The following is a 23,910-nucleotide window of genomic DNA, read 5'->3' on the forward strand; positions in this document are numbered from 1 at the left end:
CGTCAGCCCAACAAGAAGACTGGATGAAGACCCGCGACCGCATCCTCGAATGTGCCCTCGACCTGTTCAACCGCAACGGCGAACCCAACGTCACCACCTTGGAAATCGCTACCGAGCTGGGCATCAGCCCGGGCAACCTCTACTACCACTTCCACGGCAAGGAGCCGTTAGTGATGGCACTGTTCGAGCGTTTCCAGGAAGCACTGGCACCGCTCCTCGACCCACCGGCAGACGCGCAGCTGGATGCAGAAGACTACTGGTTGTTCCTTCACCTGATCGTCGAGCGGCTGGCGCAGTACCGCTTCCTGTTCCAGGACCTGTCCAACCTCGCCGGACGCCTGCCCAAGCTGGCCAAAGGCATGCGCAGCTGGCTGAACCACCTCAAGCGCACGCTCGCCACCCTGCTCGCCCGCCTCAAGGCGGAGCAACAACTGGTCAGCGACACCGACGCGCTCGGCCAGCTGGTGGAACAGATCACCCTGACTCTGTTGTTCTCTCTGGATTACCAGCGCGTGCTCGGTAGCGGTGGCGAGATCCGCCTGGTCGTGTACCAGGTGATGATGCTGGTGGCCCCGCACCTGCGGCCTGGATCCCGCCATGCCGCAGAAAGCCTCGCCAGGCGTTATCTGGAGGCCTGAAGTCCCAGGCAACATGCGAAAGGTCGCAACACGCAATGATACGTAGCTGAAAGCAAAACGCCCGGCGAAGCCGGGCGTTTGCGTTACTGCGATGAAACTCAGGACTGGCTGGTAGCCGGTGCTGCCGAGGGTGTCGGAACGGCAGCCGGTGCAGCAGTCGGGGTTGGCGCAGGTGCTGGAGCAGCAGCAGTCGAAGCAGCAGCTGGGACAGGGGCTGGTGCTGGAGCGGCAGGCTTGGCAGCCTTCGGCGCTGCGGGTTTCTTCACTACTGGCTTCTTCGCAGCAGCAGGCTTGGCAACCGCCGCAGGTTTTGCCGCGGCCTTGGCTGCAGGCTTGGCCACCGGTTTTGCAGCGGCAGGCTTGGCAGCGGCAGCAGGCTTCGCGGCCGCCTTGGCCGCAGCGGGCTTGGTCGCCGCCTTAGCCGCGGGTTTGGCGGCTGCCACTTTTGCGGCAGGCTTGGCAGCAGGTTTCGCTGCGGCCTTGGCTGCCGGCTTCACAGCTGCCTTGGCAGCGGGCTTGACCGACTTCGCCGAAACACCGGTGATTTTCTCCAGCTGCTTGGTCAGGCTATCGACCTTGCTCTGCAGATCCTTCACCTCACCGCGGCTGGGCACGCCCAGGCGGGAGATCGCGCTGTTCAAACGCTTGTCGAACGCCTCTTCCAGCTCGCTCCACTTACCGAACGCCTTGTCCTTGACCTCTTCGACCTTGGACTTGGCGGAGCCGACGCGCGAGCCGACCTTCGACTTCACGGCGTCAACCTGCTTGTCCACTTCTGTCTTGGCCAGTTTTTCGGCCTTCTCGCCATCCTTGACCAGCGTATCGAACAGCTTGGTGCCGTCGTTGCTGATTTTCGAGTAGGCCCCCAGGCCCGCCAGCCAGATCTGGCGCGAGTACTTCTCGACCTCGCCGATCCAGGAGTTGGTGTCTTTATCGGTTTTCTTCTTGCCAGCCATCCTGCTCTCCTTATTTGGTTCGCGCGACGTGTTCGAGCAACGCGCTCAGCTCATCAAGCTTAGCAGAGAGTACTTCGACGTCCTTGCGGGAGGGAATGCCAATACGATTGAGCGCGCTGGCCACTCGGTCGTCGAACGCTTTCTCGATCTTGTCGAACTGCACTTCGACCTTGCCCTTGACCTCGGTGACGCTGCTCTTCACGGAGTCGAACTGGCTGTTGGCGGCTTCGACCTGCTCGTCGACCAACTTCTTGCCTTGCTCCTCGACGCCTTCGCCAGCCTTGACCAGCTCCTTGAAATAATCGACGCCTTCCTGACCAGCCTTGGCATAAGCGCCCAGGCCTGCCAACCAGATCTTGCGGGCGTAGAGCTTAACGTCAGCCAGAACGGTGGTCTTGCTTTCTACTTTCTCGACTTTCTTTTTGGCGGCTACTCTGGCCATGGTGCACCTCACGCGGAATGGACGATGACTCGCCCTTTCTCAGGGCTTGAGCGCAAGGTAGCGAGGAAAATTAGAAACCGCATACTAGCCGCGCAATGGGCTTGGTGGTGGGGGGCAAAATCATTCGCGAAGCGGCACCGTAGGTTGGTGCGGGCCGCGCAGGTCTGAGCTTGGCGAAGTGGAACACCGCCCGGCCCAACGATCCGGGGCACAACATGCAGCACCTGCTGGGCTTCGCTCCGCTCTGCCCAAACTACGTGGGTGTTTCAGCAGTCGAAAACGCCGGGCGAGCCCCTCAGACCAGATAATCGTCCAGCGCCTTCTCGATCTCGCGCTTGATGCTGCCGCTCATAGCCGAAAGCAATAGGCCCAGCTTGACCTCCACGCGCACCTTGTCGTTGCTCACTTCGATCTGCCCATCGGCGCCGCTACGCTTGAACTCCAGCGTGTCGCCACGCCACTGGTAGCGAACGTCGTACTCGCGCGCCAGGCGCTCAGCCAGCTTCTCGGCCTTCTCGCGCACCGCCTCGTGACCGAGGTTATGCGAACGTTCGACATGGATACGGGCCATGGACTTCTCCTCACTGCGACCTATGGTCGCGCGACTATAACAGGCCCCGCGGGCCCTGGCCGTGTGGAGCACGTTCCGTCGCCAAGACAAAGCGGGGCGCGGGCATTAGAATGGCCGCCATTCAAATCCGGTGGCAGCGACATGAACGACCCGCGCAAAGGCAGCGATGCCGAACCCACGACCCACTTCGGCTACCAGCAGGTTCCGGAAAGCCAGAAAGCAGCCAAGGTCGCCGAAGTCTTCCACTCGGTGGCAGCCAAATACGACTTGATGAACGACCTGATGTCCGGTGGCGTCCACCGTCTCTGGAAGCGCTTCACCATCGAACTGTCGGGTGTGCGTCCGGGCAACCGTGTGCTGGATATCGCAGGCGGTACGGGCGACCTCACCCGCCAGTTCTCGCGCCTGGTCGGCTTGACCGGAGAGGTGGTACTCGCCGACATCAACGCCTCCATGCTCAAGGTCGGCCGCGACAAGCTGCTCGACAGCGGCGTGGCCGGCAACGTGAGCTTCGTCCAGGCCGATGCCGAGAAACTGCCCTTCCCCGATAACCACTTCGATGTCGTTACCATCGCCTTCGGCCTGCGCAACGTCACCCACAAGGACGAAGCCCTGCGCTCGATGCTGCGCGTGCTCAAGCCGGGTGGCCGCCTGCTGGTTCTGGAGTTTTCCAAACCTTCCAGCGCCCTGCTGTCCAAGGCCTACGACACCTATTCCTTCAGCCTTCTACCGCTGATGGGCAAGCTGATCACCAACGACGCCGAGAGCTATCGCTACCTGGCTGAGTCGATCCGCATGCACCCGGACCAGGAAACGCTGAAGGCGATGATGGGTGAAGCCGGTTTCGAGCGCGTCACCTACCACAACATGACCGGCGGCATCGTCGCCCTGCACCGCGGCATCAAGCCCTGATGCTGACCCAGGCGCTGCTCGCAGGCGTTGAGCTCAGCCTCAACCGGGTGCTGACCCTGGACAGCACCGCGTTGCCGCGCATGGCCGCTCTGGAAGGCTCGGTCATCGAGGTCGACTGCCAGAGCCCCGCGTTGCGGCTGTTCCTGCTACCTGGAAGCGACGGCCTCAAGCTGGCCACCCACTGGGCCGCCCCTGCCGACTGCCGCTTGCGCGCCCCCGCTTCCAGCCTGCTGCGACTGGCCACCACGCGAGAAAAGTCAACCATCCTGCACAGCCCGGAAGTCAGCCTGGACGGCGATAGCGCCGCATTGCTGGAACTGGCCGAGATCCTCCAGGACCTGGAGCTGGACTGGGAGTACGAACTATCGCGCTGGCTCGGCCCGGTAGGCACCCAACTGCTCGCCGGCCACCTGCGCAGCCGCGCTGGCTGGGCCGGACAAAGCCTGGACAGCCTGCGGCAGAACCTCGCCGACTACCTGGCAGAGGAATCCCGCACCCTGGTCGGCCGGCGTGAAGCCGACGCCCGCTTTACCGAACTGGACCGTCTCAAGCTCGCCCTCGACCGTCTCGATGCCCGCGTCGAACGCCTGACCCCGAGAAACAAGCCCTCCGCATGAAGCTGCTCGCCATCCGCCGTCTGCTGCGCATCCAACAGGTCATTATCCGCTACCGGCTCGATGACCTGCTGCTCGACCTGCCGTTGCCCTGGTGGCTGCGTACGCTGAGCTATGCCCTGCCTTGGCGCTGGCTGCCCCGCAAGGAACTGTCGCTGAGCCGCGGCGAACGCCTGCGACGCGCCCTGGAGGACCTGGGGCCGATCTTCATCAAGTTCGGCCAACTGCTGTCCACCCGCCGCGACCTGATGCCGCCGGACATTGCCGACGAACTGGCGCGCCTGCAGGACCAGGTGCCGCCCTTCGCACCTGAAAAGGCCGTCGCCCGTATCGAGGAGCAACTCGGTGCCAAGGTCAGCCAGATATTCGCCCGTTTCGACGTCGAGCCGCTGGCTTCCGCCTCGGTGGCCCAGGTGCATGCTGCCCAGCTGAAGAGCGGCGAAGAAGTGGTGGTGAAGGTCATTCGTCCCAACTTGCGACCGATCATCCGCCAGGACCTGGCCTGGCTGTTCCTGATCGCCCGCCTGGCCGAACGCGTCTCCAGCGATGCGCGGCGCCTGCGCCCGGTGGAAGTGGTCGACGACTACGAAAAGACCATCTACGACGAACTCGACCTGCTCCGCGAAGCGGCCAACGCCAGCCAGCTCCGCCGCAACTTCGAAGGCTCGCCCCTCCTCTATGTGCCCCAGGTCTACTGGGATTGGTGCCGACCCAAAGTCCTGGTGATGGAGCGCATCTACGGCGTCCCAGTGACGGACCTCGCCACCCTCGCCGACCAGCGTACCGACATGAAGCTGCTGGCTGAGCGGGGCGTGGAGATCTTCTTCACCCAGGTGTTCCGCGACAGCTTCTTCCACGCCGACATGCACCCGGGGAACATCTTCGTCAGCACGCGACAGCCCTGGAATCCGCAGTACATTGCCATCGACTGCGGCATCATCGGCAGCCTCACCCCCGAGGACCAGGACTACCTGGCGCGCAACCTCATTGCCTTCTTCAAGCGCGACTACCGCCGCGTCGCCCAGCTGCACATCGACTCCGGCTGGGTACCGGCCGAAACCAAGGTCAATGACTTCGAAGCAGCCATCCGCACCGTCTGCGAGCCCATCTTCGAGAAGCCGCTGAAAGACATTTCCTTCGGCCAATTGCTGCTGCGCCTGTTCCAGACCGCTCGCCGCTTCAACATGGAAGTGCAGCCGCAGCTGGTGCTGCTACAGAAGACTCTATTGAACATCGAAGGCCTCGGTCGACAGCTCTACCCCGACCTGGACCTGTGGACCACCGCGCAACCCTTCCTCGAACGCTGGATGCGTGAGCGCATCAGCCCCCTGCACCTGCTGCGCAACCTGCAGCAGCAGGCCGAGCAGGTGCCGCACTTGTCGCAGATGGCTCGCGAGACACTGGAACGTTTGTCTCTGCCCGCCGCCGCCACGCAGAAAAACGAAGCACCGCGCGAGCCGCAATGGGCTGCGCGCCTGCTCGGCGCCCTACTGATCGCAGGTGCAGCCACCCAAGGGCTCGCAGCCATTGTCGAGGCTTGGCCGAGCTGGCTGATGCTGGCCGGCGGTCTATATCTGGTGCTGCGCCGATAGCCAGCCCCGTGCTGCACTGGCACACTTATTCGATTCAAGCGCCGCGCCCAGGCTGGGGCGGCCCAGGTTGTGGAAGACCAAATGAACGACTGGCTGGAAGAGATTCACTGGAGTGCAGAAGGCCTGGTGCCGGCGATCGCCCAGGACCACAAGACAGGCCGCGTGCTGATGATGGCCTGGATGAACCGCGAGTCCCTCGCCCTCACCGTCGCCGAGCAGCGCGCCATCTACTGGTCCCGCTCGCGTGGCAAACTGTGGCGCAAGGGCGAGGAGTCCGGGCATGTGCAAAAGCTCCATGAGCTGCGCCTGGACTGCGACGCCGACGTGATCATCCTGCAGGTCGAACAACTCGGCGGCATCGCCTGCCATACTGGCCGGGAAAGCTGCTTCTACCGCGTATTCGAGAACGGCGGCTGGAAGACCGTCGACCCCGTACTCAAGGACCCGCATGCCATCTACACCGCAGGACATAGCCATGAGTGACACCTTCAGCCGCCTGGCCGAGGTTCTGGAAGCGCGCAAAAATGCCGCGCCCGACAGTTCCTACGTTGCCAGCCTGTACCACAAGGGCCTGAACAAGATCCTGGAGAAGGTCGGCGAGGAAGCGGTGGAAACCATCCTGGCCGCCAAGGATGCCGCCACCAGTGGCGACAGCAGCGACCTGATCTACGAAACCGCCGACCTCTGGTTCCATAGCCTGATCATGCTCGCCGCCCTCGGCCAGCATCCCCAGGCCGTACTGGACGAACTGGACCGTCGCTTCGGCCTGTCCGGGCACGCCGAGAAGGCAGCCCGTCAGCCCTCCGCCTGACAACAATCAAGAGGAACGCACCATGGGTATCTTCGACTGGAAACACTGGCTGGTCATTCTCATCGTCGTCGTGCTGGTCTTCGGCACCAAGCGCCTGAAGAACCTTGGCTCCGACGTCGGCGAGGCCATCAAGGGCTTTCGCAAAGCCATGAACACCGAGGAGGGCGGCGACAAGGCTCCCGAGCAGCCTGCCGCCCAACAGCCCGGCGCCAACCTGAACCAGCCGCACACCATCGACGGCCAGGCGCAGAAAGTGCAGGACCCGGTCACCCGCAAGGACTGATGACACATGTTCGGTATCAGCTTCGGTGAACTGCTACTGATCGGCCTGATCGCACTGCTGGTGCTCGGCCCCGAGCGGCTGCCCGGCGCTGCGCGCACGGCCGGCCTGTGGATCGGCCGCCTCAAGCGCAGCTTCAACACGATCAAGCAGGAGGTCGAGCGCGAGATCGGCGCCGACGAGATCCGCCGTCAGCTGCATAACGAACACATCATGTCGCTGGAGCGGCAGATCAAGGAAAGCATTGTGCCCCCCGCGGCCGATGCTGCTACGCCTGACAGCGCCCTGGCGCCCCAGGCCAGCGCCACGACTGCCCCGCCCGCCGCCAGCGCTGCCCAGCCTGCGCCGGAGCCGGTTCCGGCAGCCGCCGTGCAAGCCACCGACACGCCCACGACACCCCAGCCGCCCCCCGAACCGCAGCAGCCGTCCCGCATCCCATGAGCGACCAGAAGCCGGAACAAGACCAGGAAATGCCCCTGGTCTCGCACCTCACCGAACTGCGCACGCGCCTGCTGCGCTGCGTGGCGGCCATCTTCCTGATCTTTGCCGGCCTGTTCTACTTCGCCCAGAAGATCTACACCCTGGTCTCGGCGCCCCTGCGCCAGTACCTGCCGGAAGGCGCGACGATGATCGCCACCGACGTGGCGTCGCCCTTCCTCACGCCCTTCAAGCTGACCATGGTCGTGGCCCTGTTCCTCGCCATGCCGGTGATCTTGCACCAGGTCTGGGGCTTCATCGCGCCGGGCCTGTACAAGCATGAGAAACGCATCGCCCTGCCACTGCTGGTGTCGAGCATCGTGCTGTTCTATGGCGGCATGGCCTTCGCCTACTTCCTGGTGTTCCCGCTGATCTTCCACTTCTTTGCCAGCGTGACCCCGGAAGGCGTGTCGATGATGACCGACATCAGCAGCTACCTCGACTTCGTCATGACGCTGTTCTTCGCCTTCGGCGTGGCCTTCGAGATTCCAGTGGCGGTGGTGTTGCTGATCTGGATCGGCGTTGTGAACGTCGAATACCTCAAGCGCATCCGCCCGTACGTGATCATCGGCTGCTTCGTCGTCGGCATGGTGCTGACGCCGCCGGACATCTTCTCCCAGACCCTGCTGGCCGTGCCCATGTGGCTGCTTTACGAGGTCGGCTTGTTCTGCGGCAGTCTGATCCGCAAGCGCGGCGACCACCCCGAAGATGGTGCCGAAGATTCCGGCGACCAGCCCCCCGCGACTCGTCCGTGAACCTGCTACTTCTGGAGGACGCCGACTTCATTTCGGCGGATCGCGCGCGGCTTGAGGGTCGTCGGCTCAAACACCTGCATGAGGTGCACCGGGCCGAAGAAGGCGACAGCCTGCGGGTCGGCCAAGTCGGTGGCCAGATGGGCCAGGGGCGCCTGTTGCGCCTGGAGGCGGACTGCGCCGAACTCGAAGTCAGCTTCGACCAGCCTCCGCCGGGCAAGCTGCCCATCACCCTGCTGCTAGCCCTGCCGCGCCCGAAGATGCTCCGTCGCGTGCTGCAGACCGTCGCCGCCATGGGCGTGCCGCGCCTGGTGCTGCTGAACAGCTACCGGGTGGAAAAGAGTTTCTGGCAGACGCCCTTCCTCGAAGCGGCGAGTATCCGCGAGCAACTGATCCTCGGCCTGGAACAGGCCCGCGATACCATGCTGCCCGAGGTGATCATCGAAAAGCGCTTCAAGCCCTTCGTCGAGGACCGCCTGCCGCAGCTGGCTCAGGACACCCTCGGCCTGGTCGGCCACCCCGGCAACTACCCGGCCTGCCCACGCGCGGTGGAACGCCCCATCACCCTGGCCATTGGCCCGGAAGGCGGCTGGATTCCCTACGAAGTGGAAAAGATGCAGGAAGCAGGCCTGCAACCCGTCCAGCTTGGCGAGCGCATCCTGCGCGTAGAGACGGCCGTCACGGCCTTGCTTGCACGGTTGTTCTGAGACGCGGCGCTGGCGTAGGCTGAAGCCATCCCCTCGCCCTTGAGAAGCCTATGCGCCCGCTGACCATCGACCTCGACGAACTGGCCTTCGCCCTCAATACCGAAGGCCTCGACCATTACCTTGACCTGCTGAGCGGCAAAGTCCTGCTCATCCCCGAGGAGGATGCCGACCCGGAATTGGAAACCCTGCTGCGCGAAGAGCCGGAGCGATTCCTGCTGGTGGAGCCGCTGGGGCAGGGCGAAGAACTGCGGCTGATGCAGGAATTCCTTCTCGAGGTGGTCCATCCCCATGCCTACGCCGCCCTGGAGCAGGCCTTGGCAGGCCGCAAGCCAGCGCGCACCTTCCGCCACGTGCTGATGGAGTATCCCGTGCTGCTGGAGGCCTGGCACGCCTTCGAAGCCAACAGGTTGCGCGAACTGGCGCAGGACTGGCTGGAAGAGAACCAATTGCAGCCCGCGACTCCGCTGCACTGATACTGAAGTGCACGCCTGTAGGGGCGAACCCATTTTCCGAGCAGGCCGAAACCCTGCACTTGGAGGCCGCACTAACCTCGGCGTCCCTCGCCCCAGCCCTCTCCCAGTGGGAGAGGGGGCCAACCGTGCACGCCTGTGGGTGCGAGTACATTCGCGAAGGGCCGCACAGCGGCCCCTCACCCGCCCTCAGAGCACCTGCCGCAGGAAACTCTGCGCGCGCGGGTCTTGGGGCTGGGCGAAGAATTGCGCGGGCGGCGCGTCTTCCAGCAGCTTGCCGTGGTCGAAGAACAGCACGCGGTCGGCCACTTCACGGGCGAAGCCCATTTCGTGGGTGACGCAGACCATGGTCATGCCCTCTACGGCCAGCGCCTTCATGACGTCGAGCACCTCGCCGACCATTTCCGGGTCCAACGCCGAAGTGGGCTCGTCGAACAGCATCACTTTCGGTTCCATGCACAGGGCTCGGGCGATGGCCACGCGCTGCTGCTGGCCGCCAGAGAGGCGCGAGGGGTACTCGTTGGCCTTCTGCGCGATGCCGACCTTGGCCAGCAGCGCGCGGGCCTTGTCCTCACGCTCGGCCTTGCCGCGCTTGCGCACCACCTTCTGGGCCAGGCAGAGGTTTTCCAGCACGGTCATGTGCGGGAACAGGTTGAAGTGCTGGAACACCATGCCCACCTCACGGCGGTAGGCGTTCACGTCGGTCTTCGGGTCGGCCAGGTCGACGCCGTCGATGCTCACCGAGCCGGAGTCCAGTTCCTCCAGGCCGTTCAGGCAGCGCAGGAAGGTGGACTTGCCGGAGCCGGACGGCCCGATCACCACCACCACTTCACCGCGCTTGACGGTGGTGCTGACGTTATCCACAGCGCGTACTTCATGACCACGGGCATCGAAAACTTTCACCAGGTTGCGGACTTCAATCACTTTTACCGAGCCTCCGCTCCAGACGGCTGGCGATTTGCGACAGCGGCAGGTTGATGACGAGGTAGAGCGCGGCGACGCAGAACCAGATCTCGAAGGTCGAGAAGGATGTGGTGATCGCCTCGCGACCGCTTTTGGTCAGTTCGGTAATGGCGATCACCGAGACCAGCGAGGTGTCCTTGACCAGGCTGATGAACTGTCCGGCCAGCGGCGGCAGCACGCGCTTGAACGCCTGCGGCAGGATCACATGGCGCATCGACTGCCCGGCGGTGAGGCCCAGGGAACGTGCGGCCTCGTTCTGCCCACGGGCAATGGACTGCACGCCGGCGCGGACGATCTCACCGACATAGGCACCGGTGAACAGCGCCAGCGCCGCCACCCCGGCGAACTCGCGGGACAGGTTCAGCACCGTGCCGATGAAGAAGTAGAAAATGAAGATCTGCACCAGCAGCGGCGTGCCGCGCACCAATTCGACATAGACGGTGGACAGGTCACGCAGGGTGGGATTATTGGAGAGCCGGCAGAGGCCGGTGAACAGGCCGATGGCCAGGCCGAAGCCCCCCGACACCACCGATATCCACAGGGTGGTCCAGAGGCCCCAGAGCAGCGGGCCGGCTGTCCAATGGCGGGTCACACCCACCACATCGCCCTCGGAAATGTCGTCACCTCGGGTCACCTGCACGCTGTCGCGAGCGACTCTCAGCACCTGCTCCTCGCCGCCCTCGGCGGTGAGCGTCACTTGCGCTGTGTCGCCGTCCTCGGCGACCTCCGTTACCGTGCCGTATTCAGCGGCGCGCTGCGCCACTTCGGCCTGGTAAGCGAAATATTGAGGGACGCGGTTCCAGCGCCACTCGTAGGAAATCAACGAAGTGGAGTACCAGAGGCTGTAGGCCATGACCACCAGGATCACTCCGGTCAGGACATGCCAAGGCCAGTTACGACGATGTTTTCTAGTCACGGTGAATCTCGCTCATGGCGATGCCATAAAAGACAAAGGCAGGTCCGACCTCGTGAGCCGGGACCTGCCAGTTGCAGCTTGCAGCCTGGAAACTGCCGCTACGTTTATTCCATTTCCTTCAACCAGTCGGTCTTCTTGAACCATTTGGCATGGATGCGATCGTAGGTGCCGTCCTGCTTGATCTGGTGCAGGTAGTTGTTGATCCAGTTGAGGCTGTCGTAGTCACCCTTCTTCAGGCCGAAGGCCAGGGGCTCGTAGGTGAAGGGCTCTTCGAGGAACACCAGCTTGCCGGCGCCGGCCTTGTTCACTGCGACCACGTTGTAGGGCGCGTCGTAGATGAAGGCATCGGCCTTGCCGTTGACCACGTCCATCACCGCTTCCTGCTCGTTGTCGAAGCCGTGGTACTGGGCCTTGGCGATCAGTTTCTTGGCGACCATTTCGCCGGTGGTGCCGATCTTCGAGGTGATGCGGTACTGGGTGTCGTTGAGGTCCTTGTAGGACTTGATCTTGCCTTGCAGCTCCTTGCGGATCAGCAGAGTCTGGCCGACCACGATGAAGGGCTCGGAGAAGTTGATGCGCAGGTTGCGCTCCTGGGTCAGGGTCATGCCGGAGCCGATCATGTCGAACTTGTCGGTCAGCAGCGCCGGAATGATGCCGTCGTAGCTGGTGGACACCAGCTCCAGCTTCACGCCCATCGATTTGGCCATGGCCTTCAGCAGGTCGACTTCGAAGCCGATGATCTCACCGCGCTTGTTGGTCATCTCGAAGGGCATGTAGGTGGGGTCCATGCCGACCCGCAGGGTGCCGCGCTTGACCGCATCGTCGACGACGCCGGCGTGGGCCAGGCCGGTCAGGGCACAAGCGGAAAACAGCAGGGAAGCGAGAAACTTTTTCATTCTTTCTCCTAATTTGGCAGCTCGTTGTTCTTGTGGCGGCCCACGGCTGGCGGGGCATGGCGCGCATGCTAACCGCCCCGTGAGTGGATGGCGAGTCGAGAACGTGCAGTTGCTGCGCCAGGTCAAACTTGCAGGAGGAAGGTCACTGGCCCGTCGTTGACCAAGTGCACCTGCATGTTGGCGCCGAAGCGCCCGGAGGCCACCTGTGGGTGTTTGAGCCGTGCCTGTTGCAACAGATAGTCGAACAGCACCTCGCCCTGCTCCGGCGGCGCGGCGCTGGAGAAGCTCGGTCGCAGGCCGCTGCTGGTATCCGCGGCCAGAGTGAACTGGGAAACAAGCAGCAGGCCTCCGCCTACAGCGCCGACGGACAGGTTCATCTTGCCCTCGGCATCACTGAACACCCGGTAGTTGAGCAGCTTGTGCAGCAGCTTGTCGGCGCTGGCCTGGGTGTCCTGCGGTTCGACGCCGACCAGCACCAACAAGCCCTGATCGATGGAGCCGACGATCTCGCCTTCCACCTCGACTCGCGCACCACTGACCCGTTGCAGCAGCGCCTTCATCAGGCGTCCTCCTCCGGCGGCAGCTTCAGGAGGCGGCAAGCGATCTGGTTCGCCGCACGCACCAGGGCATCGGTGATGCCCGCTTCGGAAGCGGCGTGGCCGGCATCGCGGACGATCTGCAGCTCGCTGTTCGGCCACACTTTGTGCAGAGCCCAGGCGTTGTCCAGCGGGCAAATGGAGTCATAGCGGCCGTGCACGATCACGCCCGGCAAGTGAGCGATCTTGTGCATGTCGCGCAATAACTGGTTGGGCTCGAGGAAGGCGTTGTTGACGAAGTAGTGGCACTCGATGCGTGCAATGGACAGGGCGCGCATTGGTTCGCTGAAACGGTCCACCACCTGGGCGCTGGGGCGCAAGGTGGCGGTGCGGCCTTCCCAGGTGGACCAGGCCTTGGCGGCATGCATCTGGGCGATCTGGTCCGGGCCGGTCAAGCGCTTGTGGAATGCGTGCATCAGGTCGCCGTGCTCCTCCTCCGGGATCGGTGCCAGGTAGTCCTCCCAGTAGTCGGGGAACAACCGGCTGCAGCCTTCCTGGTAGAACCAGCGGAAGTCCTCCGGGCGACACAGGAAGATGCCCCGCAGGATCAGCGCCAGCACCCGATCCGGATGAGTCTGCGCGTAGGCCAGCGACAAGGTGGATCCCCAGGAGCCGCCGAACAGCACCCACTTGTCGATCCCCAGGTGCTGGCGAATGCGCTCGAGGTCCGCCACCAGGTCCCAGGTCGTGTTCTTCTCCAGGCTGGCATGGGGTATCGAGCGCCCACAACCACGCTGGTCGAAGGTGACGATGCGGTAACGATTGGGATCGAAGAAGCGACGACTCAGGGCATCGCAGCCGGCGCCCGGACCGCCGTGGATGAACACCACTGGCAATCCATCCGGCGAGCCGCTTTCATCCACATAGAGTACGTGCGGTTCGTCTACTGCCAGTTCGTGGCGGGCGTAGGGTTTGATCTCCGGATACAGCGTCTGCATGGTGGGCTCCCGAAATGTGCATGCACGGCCGCCTCAGGCGTATGCTCGCGCTCCTGTCGGGAATCATAACGGGGAAATTTGAGCATGTCGGCAAGGATGTTCGCATCACGGCAGGGCAGGCAATGATCGCCCCGCTGCAGCACCGTATCCGCGCTGCCGGCCTGCTGGTCGAGCAGGGACGCATCCTGCTGGTCAAGCACGTAGTCGGTGATGACACCTACTGGATTCCGCCAGGTGGCGGCTTCGAGTCGCAAAGCGACGAGTCGACCCGCGACACGGTCCGTCGCGAGTTCCGTGAGGAAACCGGGCTCGAAGTGGACGTCGGCCCGTTGGTCTACGTTCGCGAATTCGCCGAGCCGGCGATGGGCCGCTTCCACATGGAATTGTTCTACCGCATCGATGCCTGGCGCGGTGAACTCAGCCTGACCAACCTCACGGGCTTGGGCGGTGATGAGTTCGAGATACGTGAGCTGGCCTGGGTCAGCCAGGCGGAACTGGCATCCCTGCCCTTCTACCCCGCCGAATTGCTGGAGGATGTCTGGGAGCGGCTGGCGCAGCCTGAGGTCGTCATCCGTCATCTCGGCTTACAACGCTGAGCGTTGAACCCGGACTGTAGTCCGGGCTACAGGGGGCGGGCAGTTCGTAGCCCGGACTTCAGTCCGGGACTCCCCCACTCAACGCCCATATCGCTCCCGACCCCAGTCGAGCATCGCCAATAGCATCTGGCGCAGCACGGCCTGGGTCGGCACGGCGAGATCCTCGCGATAATCGAACGGCACTTGCTCGTCCATGTAAGTGCACTGCGCCAACTCCAACTGGACGGCGTGGATGTCCTGCGCCGGCTGGCCGTAGTGGCGGGTGATGTAGCCGCCCTTGAAGCGGCCGTTGAGCACGTGGCTGTAATCCTGCGCTGCGACACAAACAGTCATCAGTTTCTCGCCAAGACTCAGGTCGCAGCTCCGGCCTTCGTTCGTACCCAGGTTGAAATCTGGCAGGCGTCCGTCGAACAGGCGCGGGATGAAGGAGCGAATCGAGTGGGCGTCGAACAGCAGCGCGTAGCCGAACTCAGCCTTCATTCGCGCCAGCTCGTCGGCAAGCGCCTGGTGATAGGGAGTCCAGATTTCTGCCAGGTAGCGCGCACGCTCGGCAGCGCTCGGCTCCTCCCCTTCACGAAACAGCGCCGAACCGTCGAACAGCGTCGCCGGATACAGGCCCGTGGAGGCCGTGGCATAGAGTGGTGAATCATCCGGCGGGCGATTGAGGTCAATGACGTAACGCGAATACTGCGCCGCCAGGGTGCTGGCCCCAAGGTCGAGAGCGAAGTCGTAGAGGCGCGGAATATGCCAGTCGGTGTCCGCCAAGTCCCAGCCCGCCTCCACCAGGCCCGCCTCGACGGCCGGTGTGAGGACAGTTCCGGGATGCGGCATGCTAATCAGCAGCGGCACGTGCCCACGATTGAAGCTCAGTACGTTATCCACAGTCGCTCTCCTGTCCGAGTCGAGTCATCCGCAACAGCCGTTGGGCCCGGGTTGTTCCATCTCATGCCTCCCGACCAGTCGTTGCTGGAGCCGTGTTCTGAAGTGTGGCCCGACGGCGCCGAACGAAACGTTCGACATACTCGTCGGCTGGCTGTTCGAGAATCTCGTCGGGCCGACCGACCTGGACCAGCCGGCCATCGCAAAGGATGGCGATGCGCTGCCCGATCAGCAGCGCTTCGTCGAGGTCGTGGGTGATGAAGACGATGGTCTTGCGTAGTCCCTGGTGCAGGGCCAGCAGTTGTTCCTGCATGTCCGCGCGGATCAGCGGATCCAGGGCGCTAAAGGCCTCATCCATTAGCAGGATGTCGGTATCGGTCGCCAGCGCGCGGGCCAGGCCGACGCGTTGGCGCATGCCGCCGGAAAGCTGCTGCGGACGGGCTTGGTCATAACCCTCCAGGCCGACCCGGCCGAGCCAGTCCCGGGCACACTCCAGGCGCCGTGTGCGCGGCTCACCCCGCACTTCCAAGCCATAGGCGATGTTGTCCAGCACGCTCCGATGGGGCAGCAGGCCAAAGCTCTGGAATACCATGCTTACCTGGTGCTGGCGATAATGCCGCAAGGTCTCCCGGTCGTAGCCGAGAATGTCCTCACCATCGACGAATATGCTGCCGCTGCTGGGTTCGATCAGGCGATTGAGATGACGGACCAGCGTTGATTTACCGGAGCCTGAAAGTCCCATGACGACGAAGCGCTCACCGGCGCCAATCGACAGCGACAAGTCCTGGACCCCAACCACGCATCCCGTGGCCTCCAGCACCTCCGTCTTGCTGTGCCCCTGGTCCAGCAGCGCCAATGCTGCTTCTGGGCGCTCGCCGAAGACCTTGCTCACACCTTGCAGGACGATCTTGTCGGGGGGCTGGTCTGTCATGGATCGACTACCCGTTCCGGCCGACCATAGGCCTGGGTGATGCGATCGATCGCCACAGCGAGGATGACGATGGCCAGGCCGGCCTCCAGCCCCTTGCCGACATTGAGTGTCTGGATGCCCACGAGCACTTCTTCACCCAGGCCACGGGCGCCGATCATCGAGGCGACCACCACCATCGACAGGGCCATCATGATCGTCTGGTTGAGCCCAGCCATGATGCTCGGCAGGGCCAGCGGCAGCTGCACACCGAACAGTTGCTGCCAGCGGCTGGCACCGAAGGCATTGGCCGCCTCCATCACCTCGCGGTCGACCTGGCGGATCCCCAGGTCGGTGAGCCGGATCAGCGGCGGCACCGCGTAGATCACGGTGGCAAAGATCGCAGGCACCTTGCCAAGACCAAACAGCATCAGCACCGGAATCAGATAGACGAAGCTCGGCAGGGTCTGCATCACATCCAGCAGCGGCAACAGCATGGCCCGCAAGCGATCGCTACGCCCCGCCAGCACGCCCAGGGGAATGCCGATCACCACGGCGATCGCCGTCGCCACCAGCATCAGCGCCAAGGTCTGCATCAGCTTGTCCCACAGCCCCATGACACCCACCAGGAACAGCAGACCAACGATCAGCAATGCTGGCAGGACACGACGTGTGGCGTGCCAGGCCAAGGCGGCGACCACCAGCAGCACCAGCCACCAAGGCGTGGCCCGGAGCAGCCCCTCGAGCTGGACGACGGCCCAGAGCAGGCTATCGGAAAAACGCCGAAAGGCCATGCCATGCTGGGTCACCAGGGCATCCACCCAGGCATTGACCCAATGGGCGATGGAGAAGGTGAGGCGTTCGGGGAACATGCGCAGTGGCTCCGCTGGTTAGGTGCACCTCCTGCCACCCGGCCAGCAGATGGCGTCATGCCACCCCCAGCAGAACGGAGGTGGCAATGTTTCAAAGGATAGGCCCTGGCGACGACACCGGGCCTAGGGGAATAGACCACTCAGCGCAGCGAGGCATCGATGCGCTGGGCAACCGGCTCCGGCACCCAGCGTGACCAGATGTCCCGATGCTCGCGGTAGAAGGTCTTGCTCACGATCCGGGCCTCGCTGCGCTGCTCGGCCATGTCCGCGAGGATGCGGTTGAACAGCGGCAAGGGAATCTCCATCTTGCCGAAGGCTTCGACCAACTGCGGCGCACGCTCACGCAGGTCGCGTGAAACGCCGATGGAAATCTTCGCCGGCAGCGATCGGCTGCCTATCGGCTTCGGGTTGTTCGGGTCAATCAGCGTCTCCCAGGCCTTCTGGTCGAAGGGCGGTTCCTCCAACTGAACCAGGGGATAGCGCCCCATCAGCGGCGTGGGTGACCAGTAGTAGAAGAGGATCGGCTGGCGTTGGCGGATCGCTGAGGTGATGGCCGCGTCCAGGGCCGGGCCCGTACCGGTGCGGAAGTTCACGTAGCTGTCTTCGAGGCCGTAGGCCTTGAGTTTCTGGCTGTTGACGCCTTCGCAGGTCCAGCCGGTGGGACAGTTGTAGAAACGCCCCTTGTCGCCTTCCTCCGGGTCACGTAACAGCGTCTTGAAGCGTGGCAGGTCGCTGACCGAACGCAGCCCCGCCGCTGGCGCACCCTCGCCTTTCACCAGATATTCCGGCACCCACCAACCTTCGGTCGCCCCCTTGACCGGCTCGCCAACGGCAAAAACCTCCCCTGCCGCCTCGGCCTTGCGCCACAACTCGCTACGCCCGGCCCACTGTTCGGCAATCACCTGCACATCGTTCTGCCGCAAGGCATTCTCCATGGCCAGGGTGTTGCCGGGTAGCACGTCGGTCTTGCAGCCATAACCCCGCTCCAGCAGGTAACGCAGAACCTCGGTGGTGAACATGCCGCTTTCCCAGTTGAGCCCCGCCAGGATCACGGGCTTTGGATAGGGACATTCGTCCGCTTGTGCGGCAAGTGGGAGGACAAGGCTGACAAGCAGAGCGGCAAGAACGCTTCGACAGGGCATGCGTGGCTCCGAAGGGCGTGGCGGGCGATAAATGAGTTGTAGACCGCCCACCGCGATCCTGCCTGGCTTGCCGTTGGCCAGGCTCTTGTGGGTGCGAATTCATTCGCAAAGGGACGCGAAGCGCCCCCTGGGCATTCCGGCAGGCCTGCGGTCTGTTTGGTGAATGAATTGGCTCTGTCGGGGTTAGCTGTTGCTAGCCATCAACGGTCGGGCTGAGAGCCCTGTAGGAGCGAGGGGGACGCCGAGTTCTTGCTCGCGAAATGAGCCCGTTCGCCAGCAAGCTGGCTCCTACAAGGGAGCCAGCCAGTGACAACACTTAACTGGGACAGAGCCAATTCATTCGCCCCACAGAAAGCAGGCAGCCCCTGCTAGCGCGGTGTCAGCTCGATCAGGCAACAGGACGCGGAATTTGCACGCAGTCGCAATTCGGCGAGATGGCCGGAGGCCTCGATATGCAGGCAATCATGCCGGCCCAGTTCGCCGCAGTTGGCACCATCCAGCTCAGCTGCAAGCCCACCCTCGGCACAGAACACCAGCGTGGTGCTGGCACTGCTGAACAGCCCAACCTCGCCCTTCACGGTCAGCCACTGCAACCGCGCGTGGTAGCGCTCCGGGGCGTAGATCAGATTGAAGTCGCGAATCGGGCCATCGATCAACTCGCACTGCACTGCGCTGGCCCCGTCGAAGGCAAAGGCATCCAGCGCGGTCAAGTCACGGGACTGCTGCCCGTCAACCGTCAGCCGCATGCCCTTGCCTTCCAGTACGGTGATCACTCGCTGGTAGCCGTCGAATGCCGAGAACCCGCCCGACTCGCCAACATCGGCGATGGACAAGCGCCAACCAAAGCCGTCCAGGCCGGCACCGGTGTCTCGGGTTATTTCCTGAGTCGAGCCAGCACCGTTCTTCCACGGCATGGAGGGGTAGTCGGCGGCGTGCAGCAAGCGAGTAGCGGTCATGAACCAAAACGTCCTTCTAGGCGATAACGGGTACCGGGGTAGAGCAGGCGTGCGCTGGTCACCGTGTTGCGGCCGGACCAGGTGCGCCGACGAATCAATAGGCAGGGCTGGCCGCGCTCGATATGCAGTAGCTTGCACTCCTCGGCATCGGCCAGAATAGCCTCCACCACGTGCTCGCCCTCGGTAATCGGCGCCACCTGCGACAGGTAGACGTACGGGGTCTGCTGGGTGAAGTCCTGTTTCAGATAGTCCGGGGCCACGGCGGCATTAACGAAGCGATCTTCGATCTGCACCGGCACCTCGTTCTCGAAATGCACGATGCGCGAATGGAACACCCGCTGCCCTTCGCGCACGCCTAATGCCAGCGCATGCTCCGGGCCCGCCTTCTCCTCGGTCAGGCTGACCACCTCACAGCTATGGCGGTGACCGCGTTGGGCAATTTCCTCGGCGATGTTGTGTACTTCGAACAGCGCTGCCTGGCCTTTGGGCTCGGCGACGAAGGTTCCAACACCCTGCATGCGCACCAGCAGGCCCTCGGCGGTCAGCTCACGCAGGGCGCGGTTGATGGTCATGCGGCTGAAGCCCAGCTCATTGACCAGTTCGCTCTCCGAGGGCACACGGTAGTGGGGCGGCCAGGTGCCGCTCTGGATTTGCTGGCTGATCATCTGCTTGACGCGGGCATAGAGCGGCGCGGGGGTTTCCCCCATGCGGGCGGCCAGCGAAGTGGGCGCATTCGGCGAACTGGGCACGGATATCTCCTGGTCGGAAGGGGCAAGGCTCGGAAATCAGGCGCTGCTCGGAACATCGAGCCCGCCCCCGGCATGTACCGGATTCGACAACTCCAGACAAGTGTGCGACTAACGTGAGTTTACGCCAGCCACAAACGTCTGTATATGTATATACAAATAACAACCCCGCCAGGGTCACCCTCCATGTCTGCATTCTTCGCTGAACGCGCCCTGCTGCCTCAAGGCTGGGCCCGCAACGTCCGCTTCGCGGTTTCCCCTGCCGGCCTGCTCGAAAAGATCGAGACAGACGCCTCCGCCGAGGCTGCCGAGCGCCTCCAAGGCCCGGTGCTTGCCGGCATGCCCAACCTCCACTCCCATGCCTTCCAGCGCGCCATGGCGGGCCTGGCCGAAGTGGCTGGAAACCCCAATGACAGCTTCTGGACCTGGCGCGACCTGATGTATCGGTTGGTCGGTCGCTTGTCGCCCGAACAGGTCGAGGTCATCGCCCGGCAGCTCTACATAGAGATGCTCAAGGCCGGCTACACCAGCGTCGCCGAGTTCCACTACGTGCACCATGATGTCGACGGTCGCCATTACACCGATCCAGCCGAATTGTCGCTGCGTGTCAGCCAGGCCGCGACCGACGCAGGCATCGGACTGACCTTGCTGCCGGTGCTCTACAGCCATGCAGGCTTCGGCGGCCAGGCACCGAACGACGGACAACGCCGCTTTATCCACAGCACCGACAGCTACCTGGCGCTGCAGGAACGCCTGCGCGGTGAACTGCAGCGACGAGCGAACCAGCGACTCGGCCTGTGCTTCCATTCCCTGCGCGCGGTGACCCCGGAGCAGATCGCCAGCGTACTGGCCGCCGACAAGGGCGATTGCCCGATCCACATCCACATCGCCGAGCAACAGAAGGAAGTCGATGACTGCCTGGCCTGGAGCGGCCTGCGCCCCCTGCAGTGGCTGTACGAGCATGCCCCGGTGGACGAGCGCTGGTGCCTGGTGCATGCAACCCATGCGCAGGCAAGCGAAGTCTCCGCCATGGCCGGCAGCGGCGCAATCGCAGGCCTGTGCCTGACCACGGAAGCCAATCTGGGCGATGGCATCTTCCCGGCGGTGGACTTCCTCGCTCAGGGCGGCCGCCTCGGCATCGGCTCCGACAGCCATGTCTCCGTGAGCGTGGTCGAGGAATTGCGCTGGCTGGAGTACGGCCAGCGCCTGCGCGACCAGCGTCGCAACCGTCTCTACCGGACCGACCAGCCACAGGTCGGCCGCACCCTTTTCGATGCAGCCCTCGCCGGTGGCGCCCAGGCCCTGGGGCAACCGGTTGGTGCACTTGAGGTCGGCAAGCGTGCGGACTGGCTGGTGCTGGACGGCAATGACCCTTATCTCGCCACTGCCGAAGGTGACGCACTGCTCAACCGTTGGCTGTTCGCCGGCGGGGACCGTCAGGTCCGCGATGTGATGGTGGCCGGTCAATGGGTGGTGCGCGATGGCCGCCATCCGGTAGAAGAGCAAACAGCGGGGGCCTTTGCGGAGGTATTGCGAGCGGTATTGGGCTAGAGCTCCGGGGTCTGGGTCAACATCCCCAACGCCCCTCTCCCTGAAGCGGAGAGGGGTGAGACGCGACTGACGTGCTCCAGCCCGCCGGCCGGCTCAGCGCGAAGCTGAGTGGAGCAAAACTCCTCGCACCGACCAACTCCCCTCTTCAGGGAGAGGGGACGGGCGAGAAGGCGCTGTCCGGGGTACGCCAGATCAACAGGTCAGTGTCGTAGCCCTGCCCCTGGGCTACCTCCAACAGCTGCTCACGGGTCCTCTCGGACACCACCGGAGTGCGCGAAAGCAGCCAGAGGTATTCCCGATTCGGATGGCCAACAAGGGCCGTGCGATAGCCGTCATCCAGGTAGAGCACCCAGTAGTTGCCCTTGGCGATGCCCGGGAAGAGTCGTGTGAACCAGTTGTCGAAGCGCACCCACAGCTTGTCAGTGCGCCCCTCGACCTGAGGCACGGCACGGCCATTGACTTGGATCCAGTCCCCCCCGGCGGTACGACAACGGTTGAGAACCCCCACACTGCCATCATCCTGCAGACTGTAATGTGCCTCGGACTGCGCGCACTTGCGCTGGAAGTGCATCGGCAGGCGCGCCAGTTCGTACCAGGTACCCTGATAGCGCTGCAGGTCCACCATCCCCACGGTGCGGGGAGGCACCGGCCCTTCTCCGCTGCTGGCACAGCCCGCCAGCAGCAAGGCTGCGAGCAAGGTGGCCAAGCGTCTCATTTGAGTCCTTTGCCGGAGAAAATCAGCACCTTGTCGCCGGCATACTGCACGCTGATGAAGGTGTTCTGGTCACCCCAGGTACAGCTGCTGAAGCCCACGGCTCCGGCGCACTCTGTGGGGCTGCCGAGCAGCATCTCGACCTCGGCCTTGGTCATCCCGGTCTTGAGCTTGGAGTAATTCTCCTGGTTGAGCTTGTTGCAGGCCGCCAGCACCAGGCAGCAAGTGAGCAGGGCAACGGTTCGCAGCGACATGTAGGGCTCCTGGGCGAGTAGACGCGACAAGCTTGGCACAGCCGTCGCACGGTTGCCCATTTGAGCTCAGAAGCGTGAGCCGGGTTCCTGCAGGAACGCGATTTCTTCTGCGGTTGAAGGACGCCCAAGAATGGCATTGCGGTGGGGGTAGCGGCCAAAGCGAGCGATCACTTGCCGGTGCCGCTCGGCAAAGTCGACGAAGCCTTCGAACAGCCTGCGCTCGGACTCATCGGCCCGCGCGAGCAAGTGGTCGAAGCGATACATGGCGCGCTCCTGGCTGGCCAGGTCTTCGGCGTGCTCCAGCACCAGGAGGATGAATACTTGCTGGATCGGTGCCAGCTGCTGCTCACGACCACGCGCCAGGCCATCGGCCACCAACAGCTGGGCACGGGCATCACCGGCGAAGGCTCGCGGGGTGTCACGGAAGATCATGCGCGGCAGCTGGTCTAACAGCAGCAGCACCGCCAGCCAGCCCTCCGGCTCTTCGAGCCAGCCACCTAGCCCACCTTCCAGTGCCGCTTCGACCAGGCTGCCGAAGCGCTGGCGGGCTTCATTATCCTGGCTGTCCTGCTTACCGAACCACAAGCCCTGGCGGGCCGCTGCCGTCGCATTGGCGCTGGCCGGAGGGCCAAACCACCAGTCGATCAACGGCTGCCAGGGCTGCATGGTTTACTCCTGGTGGTAACCGGTAACGCGCTCGACTTCTTCCTTGGAGCCAAGGAACACCGGCACGCGCTGGTGCAGCGAGCTTGGTTGGATGTCGAGAATGCGCTGACGACCATCGGTGGATGCGCCGCCAGCCTGCTCGATGATGAAGGACATCGGGTTGGCTTCGTACATCAGGCGCAGCTTGCCGGGCTTCTCCGGCTCGCGAGCGTCCCACGGGTACATGAACAGGCCACCACGGGTCAGGATGCGGTGTACATCGGCCACCATGGAGGCGATCCAGCGCATGTTGTAGTTCTTGCCCAACGGGCCTTCCTTGCCAGCCAGCAGCTCGCTCACATAGCGCTGTACCGGGGCTTCCCAGTGGCGCTGGTTGGACATGTTGATGGCGAACTCTGCGGTGTTTTCCGGCACGCGGATGTTGTCGTGGGTGAGCACGAAGCTGCCCAGTTCACGGTCCAGGGTAAAGCCCTTCACGCCGTCGCCCAGGGTCAGCATCAGCATGGTCTGCGGGCCGTAGATCGCATAGCCAGCCGCAACCTGCTTGGTGCCCGGCTGCAGGAACGCCTGCTCATTGAGGCTGTCGTTCTGGCTCAGGTATTGGTCGGGGCAGCGCAGCACCGAGAAGATGGTACCCACCGATACGTTGACGTCGATGTTGGAGGAGCCATCCAGCGGGTCGAACACCAGCAGGTAGGCACCTTTCGGGTACTTGCCGGGAATCTGGTAGGCGTCGTCCATTTCCTCGGAGGCCATACCGGCCAGGTGGCCGCCCCACTCGTTCGCTTCCAGCAGGATTTCGTTGGACATCACGTCCAGCTTCTTCTGCACCTCACCCTGCACGTTCTCGGTGCCCATGCTGCCAAGCACGCCACCCAGGGCGCCCTTTGACACCGCGTGGCTGATTTCCTTGCACGCACGCGCGACAACCTCGATGAGGAAGCGCAGATCGGCAGGGGTGTTGTGGCTTCGGGTCTGCTCGATCAGGTAGCGACTGAGGGTAACGCGGGACATGGAAAACTCCGGAGGGTTAAAAATGCGCGCATTTTAGCGCGACTCGGGTTGCAATGCCTCACACCGAGATGGAAGGCGCGAAGT

Annotated in this window: 31 protein-coding genes; 13 read left to right on the forward strand and 18 right to left on the reverse strand. The window is 63.7% G+C overall.

Translation table 11 applies throughout. The annotated features are described in order from the left end of the window. Window positions 1-23 precede the first annotated feature (23 nt). On the forward strand, window positions 24-638 hold the full coding sequence (locus OXH74_RS06315) for a TetR/AcrR family transcriptional regulator (RefSeq protein WP_215371790.1): 615 nt from the start codon (window positions 24-26) through the stop codon (window positions 636-638). Between the two features lie 98 nt (window positions 639-736). Here the strand turns inward: OXH74_RS06315 and OXH74_RS06320 are convergent, their stop codons facing one another. The 3 genes from OXH74_RS06320 to OXH74_RS06330 all read right to left on the reverse strand — a co-directional run bounded on the left by OXH74_RS06320 (window position 737) and on the right by OXH74_RS06330 (window position 2,607). After that, the gene (locus tag OXH74_RS06320) at window positions 737-1,594 is read right to left on the reverse strand and encodes a phasin family protein (RefSeq protein WP_375740520.1); all 858 of its coding nucleotides are present in this window, start codon (window positions 1,592-1,594) and stop codon (window positions 737-739) included. Window positions 1,595-1,604: 10 nt separating this feature from the next. Beyond that, window positions 1,605-2,036, reverse strand: a complete 432-nt coding sequence (locus OXH74_RS06325; protein ID WP_375740521.1) for a phasin family protein — start codon at window positions 2,034-2,036, stop codon at window positions 1,605-1,607. A gap of 295 nt (window positions 2,037-2,331) precedes the next feature. Further along, window positions 2,332-2,607, reverse strand: coding sequence for a polyhydroxyalkanoic acid system family protein (locus OXH74_RS06330; RefSeq protein WP_375740522.1), 276 nt, complete (start codon window positions 2,605-2,607; stop codon window positions 2,332-2,334). 141 nt (window positions 2,608-2,748) lie between these two features. Here OXH74_RS06330 and ubiE point away from each other — a divergent pair, with 141 nt between their 5' ends. The 10 genes from ubiE to OXH74_RS06380 all read left to right on the forward strand — a co-directional run bounded on the left by ubiE (window position 2,749) and on the right by OXH74_RS06380 (window position 9,225). Next, window positions 2,749-3,519, forward strand: a complete 771-nt coding sequence (gene ubiE / locus OXH74_RS06335; RefSeq protein ID WP_215371798.1) for a bifunctional demethylmenaquinone methyltransferase/2-methoxy-6-polyprenyl-1,4-benzoquinol methylase UbiE — start codon at window positions 2,749-2,751, stop codon at window positions 3,517-3,519. Continuing rightward, a complete protein-coding gene (locus tag OXH74_RS06340) occupies window positions 3,519-4,136 on the forward strand; it encodes an SCP2 domain-containing protein (RefSeq protein ID WP_375740523.1) in 618 nt (205 codons plus the stop codon). Before ubiE ends, OXH74_RS06340 begins: the two co-directional genes overlap by 1 nt. Continuing rightward, window positions 4,133-5,725, forward strand: a complete 1,593-nt coding sequence (gene ubiB / locus OXH74_RS06345; RefSeq protein WP_375740524.1) for a ubiquinone biosynthesis regulatory protein kinase UbiB — start codon at window positions 4,133-4,135, stop codon at window positions 5,723-5,725. Before OXH74_RS06340 ends, ubiB begins: the two co-directional genes overlap by 4 nt. Window positions 5,726-5,806: 81 nt before the next feature. Further along, on the forward strand, window positions 5,807-6,208 hold the full coding sequence (gene hisI / locus OXH74_RS06350) for a phosphoribosyl-AMP cyclohydrolase (protein ID WP_215371806.1): 402 nt from the start codon (window positions 5,807-5,809) through the stop codon (window positions 6,206-6,208). After that, a complete protein-coding gene (locus tag OXH74_RS06355) occupies window positions 6,201-6,536 on the forward strand; it encodes a phosphoribosyl-ATP diphosphatase (protein WP_375740525.1) in 336 nt (111 codons plus the stop codon). Before hisI ends, OXH74_RS06355 begins: the two co-directional genes overlap by 8 nt. Window positions 6,537-6,558: 22 nt before the next feature. Continuing rightward, window positions 6,559-6,819 (forward strand): twin-arginine translocase TatA/TatE family subunit, encoded by a 261-nt coding sequence (locus tag OXH74_RS06360; protein ID WP_375740526.1) that lies wholly within the window; start codon window positions 6,559-6,561, stop codon window positions 6,817-6,819. A 6-nt stretch (window positions 6,820-6,825) separates the two neighbouring features. Beyond that, complete coding sequence (gene tatB / locus OXH74_RS06365) at window positions 6,826-7,257, forward strand: Sec-independent protein translocase protein TatB (RefSeq protein ID WP_375740527.1); 432 nt, start codon at window positions 6,826-6,828, stop codon at window positions 7,255-7,257. Continuing rightward, complete coding sequence (tatC, locus tag OXH74_RS06370) at window positions 7,254-8,048, forward strand: twin-arginine translocase subunit TatC (protein WP_215371816.1); 795 nt, start codon at window positions 7,254-7,256, stop codon at window positions 8,046-8,048. The genes tatB and tatC overlap by 4 nt, the downstream gene beginning before the upstream one ends. Continuing rightward, a complete protein-coding gene (locus OXH74_RS06375) occupies window positions 8,045-8,752 on the forward strand; it encodes a 16S rRNA (uracil(1498)-N(3))-methyltransferase (protein WP_375740528.1) in 708 nt (235 codons plus the stop codon). The genes tatC and OXH74_RS06375 overlap by 4 nt, the downstream gene beginning before the upstream one ends. Window positions 8,753-8,802: 50 nt before the next feature. Continuing rightward, complete coding sequence (locus OXH74_RS06380; RefSeq protein WP_215371824.1) at window positions 8,803-9,225, forward strand: UPF0158 family protein; 423 nt, start codon at window positions 8,803-8,805, stop codon at window positions 9,223-9,225. A gap of 186 nt (window positions 9,226-9,411) precedes the next feature. Here the strand turns inward: OXH74_RS06380 and OXH74_RS06385 are convergent, their stop codons facing one another. The 5 genes from OXH74_RS06385 to pip form a co-directional block, all read right to left on the reverse strand. Continuing rightward, window positions 9,412-10,146: an amino acid ABC transporter ATP-binding protein gene (locus OXH74_RS06385; RefSeq protein ID WP_215371827.1), complete on the reverse strand. Its 735-nt coding sequence runs from the start codon at window positions 10,144-10,146 to the stop codon at window positions 9,412-9,414. Then, a complete protein-coding gene (locus tag OXH74_RS06390) occupies window positions 10,139-11,101 on the reverse strand; it encodes an amino acid ABC transporter permease (RefSeq protein ID WP_375740529.1) in 963 nt (320 codons plus the stop codon). The genes OXH74_RS06385 and OXH74_RS06390 overlap by 8 nt, the downstream gene beginning before the upstream one ends. A gap of 104 nt (window positions 11,102-11,205) precedes the next feature. Further along, window positions 11,206-11,997 (reverse strand): transporter substrate-binding domain-containing protein, encoded by a 792-nt coding sequence (locus OXH74_RS06395; protein ID WP_375740530.1) that lies wholly within the window; start codon window positions 11,995-11,997, stop codon window positions 11,206-11,208. A gap of 122 nt (window positions 11,998-12,119) precedes the next feature. Then, window positions 12,120-12,557 (reverse strand): D-aminoacyl-tRNA deacylase, encoded by a 438-nt coding sequence (gene dtd, locus OXH74_RS06400; protein ID WP_375740531.1) that lies wholly within the window; start codon window positions 12,555-12,557, stop codon window positions 12,120-12,122. Then, the gene (pip, locus tag OXH74_RS06405; RefSeq protein WP_215371841.1) at window positions 12,557-13,531 is read right to left on the reverse strand and encodes a prolyl aminopeptidase; all 975 of its coding nucleotides are present in this window, start codon (window positions 13,529-13,531) and stop codon (window positions 12,557-12,559) included. The genes dtd and pip overlap by 1 nt, the downstream gene beginning before the upstream one ends. Window positions 13,532-13,653: 122 nt before the next feature. On the opposite strand from pip, the gene OXH74_RS06410 reads away from it, so the two are divergent. Further along, window positions 13,654-14,127, forward strand: a complete 474-nt coding sequence (locus OXH74_RS06410) for an NUDIX domain-containing protein (protein WP_375740532.1) — start codon at window positions 13,654-13,656, stop codon at window positions 14,125-14,127. A gap of 78 nt (window positions 14,128-14,205) precedes the next feature. Here OXH74_RS06410 and hutG read toward each other — a convergent pair whose 3' ends face one another. The 6 genes from hutG to hutC form a co-directional block, all read right to left on the reverse strand. Next, window positions 14,206-15,009 (reverse strand): N-formylglutamate deformylase, encoded by an 804-nt coding sequence (gene hutG, locus OXH74_RS06415; RefSeq protein ID WP_375740533.1) that lies wholly within the window; start codon window positions 15,007-15,009, stop codon window positions 14,206-14,208. 61 nt (window positions 15,010-15,070) lie between these two features. Then, window positions 15,071-15,937, reverse strand: a complete 867-nt coding sequence (locus tag OXH74_RS06420; protein WP_375740534.1) for a glycine betaine/L-proline ABC transporter ATP-binding protein — start codon at window positions 15,935-15,937, stop codon at window positions 15,071-15,073. Further along, window positions 15,934-16,785: an ABC transporter permease gene (locus OXH74_RS06425; protein ID WP_375740535.1), complete on the reverse strand. Its 852-nt coding sequence runs from the start codon at window positions 16,783-16,785 to the stop codon at window positions 15,934-15,936. The genes OXH74_RS06420 and OXH74_RS06425 overlap by 4 nt, the downstream gene beginning before the upstream one ends. A gap of 140 nt (window positions 16,786-16,925) precedes the next feature. Continuing rightward, a complete protein-coding gene (locus OXH74_RS06430) occupies window positions 16,926-17,927 on the reverse strand; it encodes an ABC transporter substrate-binding protein (RefSeq protein WP_375740536.1) in 1,002 nt (333 codons plus the stop codon). A gap of 368 nt (window positions 17,928-18,295) precedes the next feature. Next, entirely contained in the window at window positions 18,296-18,883 is a 588-nt protein-coding gene (locus OXH74_RS06435; RefSeq protein WP_375740537.1) for a HutD family protein, read from the reverse strand. Further along, window positions 18,880-19,590 (reverse strand): histidine utilization repressor, encoded by a 711-nt coding sequence (gene hutC / locus OXH74_RS06440; RefSeq protein ID WP_251701929.1) that lies wholly within the window; start codon window positions 19,588-19,590, stop codon window positions 18,880-18,882. The genes OXH74_RS06435 and hutC overlap by 4 nt, the downstream gene beginning before the upstream one ends. Window positions 19,591-19,815: 225 nt before the next feature. On the opposite strand from hutC, the gene OXH74_RS06445 reads away from it, so the two are divergent. Continuing rightward, window positions 19,816-21,180 carry a formimidoylglutamate deiminase gene (locus OXH74_RS06445; RefSeq protein WP_375740538.1) on the forward strand — a complete coding sequence of 455 codons (1,365 nt, stop codon included), beginning with the start codon at window positions 19,816-19,818 and terminating at the stop codon, window positions 21,178-21,180. 145 nt (window positions 21,181-21,325) lie between these two features. Here OXH74_RS06445 and OXH74_RS06450 read toward each other — a convergent pair whose 3' ends face one another. The 4 genes from OXH74_RS06450 to OXH74_RS06465 form a co-directional block, all read right to left on the reverse strand. Further along, complete coding sequence (locus OXH74_RS06450; RefSeq protein ID WP_375740539.1) at window positions 21,326-21,895, reverse strand: lipocalin family protein; 570 nt, start codon at window positions 21,893-21,895, stop codon at window positions 21,326-21,328. Then, window positions 21,892-22,146, reverse strand: a complete 255-nt coding sequence (gene bamE / locus OXH74_RS06455) for an outer membrane protein assembly factor BamE (protein ID WP_375740540.1) — start codon at window positions 22,144-22,146, stop codon at window positions 21,892-21,894. The genes OXH74_RS06450 and bamE overlap by 4 nt, the downstream gene beginning before the upstream one ends. Window positions 22,147-22,212: 66 nt before the next feature. Continuing rightward, the gene (locus OXH74_RS06460; protein WP_375740541.1) at window positions 22,213-22,812 is read right to left on the reverse strand and encodes a DUF924 family protein; all 600 of its coding nucleotides are present in this window, start codon (window positions 22,810-22,812) and stop codon (window positions 22,213-22,215) included. 3 nt (window positions 22,813-22,815) lie between these two features. Then, window positions 22,816-23,826 carry a class 1 fructose-bisphosphatase gene (locus tag OXH74_RS06465; RefSeq protein WP_215371869.1) on the reverse strand — a complete coding sequence of 337 codons (1,011 nt, stop codon included), beginning with the start codon at window positions 23,824-23,826 and terminating at the stop codon, window positions 22,816-22,818. Window positions 23,827-23,910 lie beyond the last annotated feature (84 nt).

The organism is Metapseudomonas boanensis, assembly GCF_042232855.1.
Lineage (GTDB): Bacteria > Pseudomonadota > Gammaproteobacteria > Pseudomonadales > Pseudomonadaceae > Metapseudomonas > Metapseudomonas boanensis.

Coding starts and splice junctions, on each gene's coding strand:
- OXH74_RS06315 (WP_215371790.1), top strand. CDS start 24: ATGAAGACCCGCGACCGCATCCTCGAATGTGCCCTCGACCTGTTCAAC.
- OXH74_RS06320 (WP_375740520.1), bottom strand. CDS start 1,594: ATGGCTGGCAAGAAGAAAACCGATAAAGACACCAACTCCTGGATCGGC.
- OXH74_RS06325 (WP_375740521.1), bottom strand. CDS start 2,036: ATGGCCAGAGTAGCCGCCAAAAAGAAAGTCGAGAAAGTAGAAAGCAAG.
- OXH74_RS06330 (WP_375740522.1), bottom strand. CDS start 2,607: ATGGCCCGTATCCATGTCGAACGTTCGCATAACCTCGGTCACGAGGCG.
- ubiE (WP_215371798.1), top strand. CDS start 2,749: ATGAACGACCCGCGCAAAGGCAGCGATGCCGAACCCACGACCCACTTC.
- OXH74_RS06340 (WP_375740523.1), top strand. CDS start 3,519: ATGCTGACCCAGGCGCTGCTCGCAGGCGTTGAGCTCAGCCTCAACCGG.
- ubiB (WP_375740524.1), top strand. CDS start 4,133: ATGAAGCTGCTCGCCATCCGCCGTCTGCTGCGCATCCAACAGGTCATT.
- hisI (WP_215371806.1), top strand. CDS start 5,807: ATGAACGACTGGCTGGAAGAGATTCACTGGAGTGCAGAAGGCCTGGTG.
- OXH74_RS06355 (WP_375740525.1), top strand. CDS start 6,201: ATGAGTGACACCTTCAGCCGCCTGGCCGAGGTTCTGGAAGCGCGCAAA.
- OXH74_RS06360 (WP_375740526.1), top strand. CDS start 6,559: ATGGGTATCTTCGACTGGAAACACTGGCTGGTCATTCTCATCGTCGTC.
- tatB (WP_375740527.1), top strand. CDS start 6,826: ATGTTCGGTATCAGCTTCGGTGAACTGCTACTGATCGGCCTGATCGCA.
- tatC (WP_215371816.1), top strand. CDS start 7,254: ATGAGCGACCAGAAGCCGGAACAAGACCAGGAAATGCCCCTGGTCTCG.
- OXH74_RS06380 (WP_215371824.1), top strand. CDS start 8,803: ATGCGCCCGCTGACCATCGACCTCGACGAACTGGCCTTCGCCCTCAAT.
- OXH74_RS06395 (WP_375740530.1), bottom strand. CDS start 11,997: ATGAAAAAGTTTCTCGCTTCCCTGCTGTTTTCCGCTTGTGCCCTGACC.
- dtd (WP_375740531.1), bottom strand. CDS start 12,557: ATGAAGGCGCTGCTGCAACGGGTCAGTGGTGCGCGAGTCGAGGTGGAA.
- pip (WP_215371841.1), bottom strand. CDS start 13,531: ATGCAGACGCTGTATCCGGAGATCAAACCCTACGCCCGCCACGAACTG.
- OXH74_RS06410 (WP_375740532.1), top strand. CDS start 13,654: ATGATCGCCCCGCTGCAGCACCGTATCCGCGCTGCCGGCCTGCTGGTC.
- OXH74_RS06420 (WP_375740534.1), bottom strand. CDS start 15,937: ATGACAGACCAGCCCCCCGACAAGATCGTCCTGCAAGGTGTGAGCAAG.
- OXH74_RS06425 (WP_375740535.1), bottom strand. CDS start 16,785: ATGTTCCCCGAACGCCTCACCTTCTCCATCGCCCATTGGGTCAATGCC.
- OXH74_RS06430 (WP_375740536.1), bottom strand. CDS start 17,927: ATGCCCTGTCGAAGCGTTCTTGCCGCTCTGCTTGTCAGCCTTGTCCTC.
- OXH74_RS06435 (WP_375740537.1), bottom strand. CDS start 18,883: ATGACCGCTACTCGCTTGCTGCACGCCGCCGACTACCCCTCCATGCCG.
- hutC (WP_251701929.1), bottom strand. CDS start 19,590: ATGGGGGAAACCCCCGCGCCGCTCTATGCCCGCGTCAAGCAGATGATC.
- OXH74_RS06445 (WP_375740538.1), top strand. CDS start 19,816: ATGTCTGCATTCTTCGCTGAACGCGCCCTGCTGCCTCAAGGCTGGGCC.
- OXH74_RS06450 (WP_375740539.1), bottom strand. CDS start 21,895: ATGAGACGCTTGGCCACCTTGCTCGCAGCCTTGCTGCTGGCGGGCTGT.
- bamE (WP_375740540.1), bottom strand. CDS start 22,146: ATGTCGCTGCGAACCGTTGCCCTGCTCACTTGCTGCCTGGTGCTGGCG.
- OXH74_RS06460 (WP_375740541.1), bottom strand. CDS start 22,812: ATGCAGCCCTGGCAGCCGTTGATCGACTGGTGGTTTGGCCCTCCGGCC.
- OXH74_RS06465 (WP_215371869.1), bottom strand. CDS start 23,826: ATGTCCCGCGTTACCCTCAGTCGCTACCTGATCGAGCAGACCCGAAGC.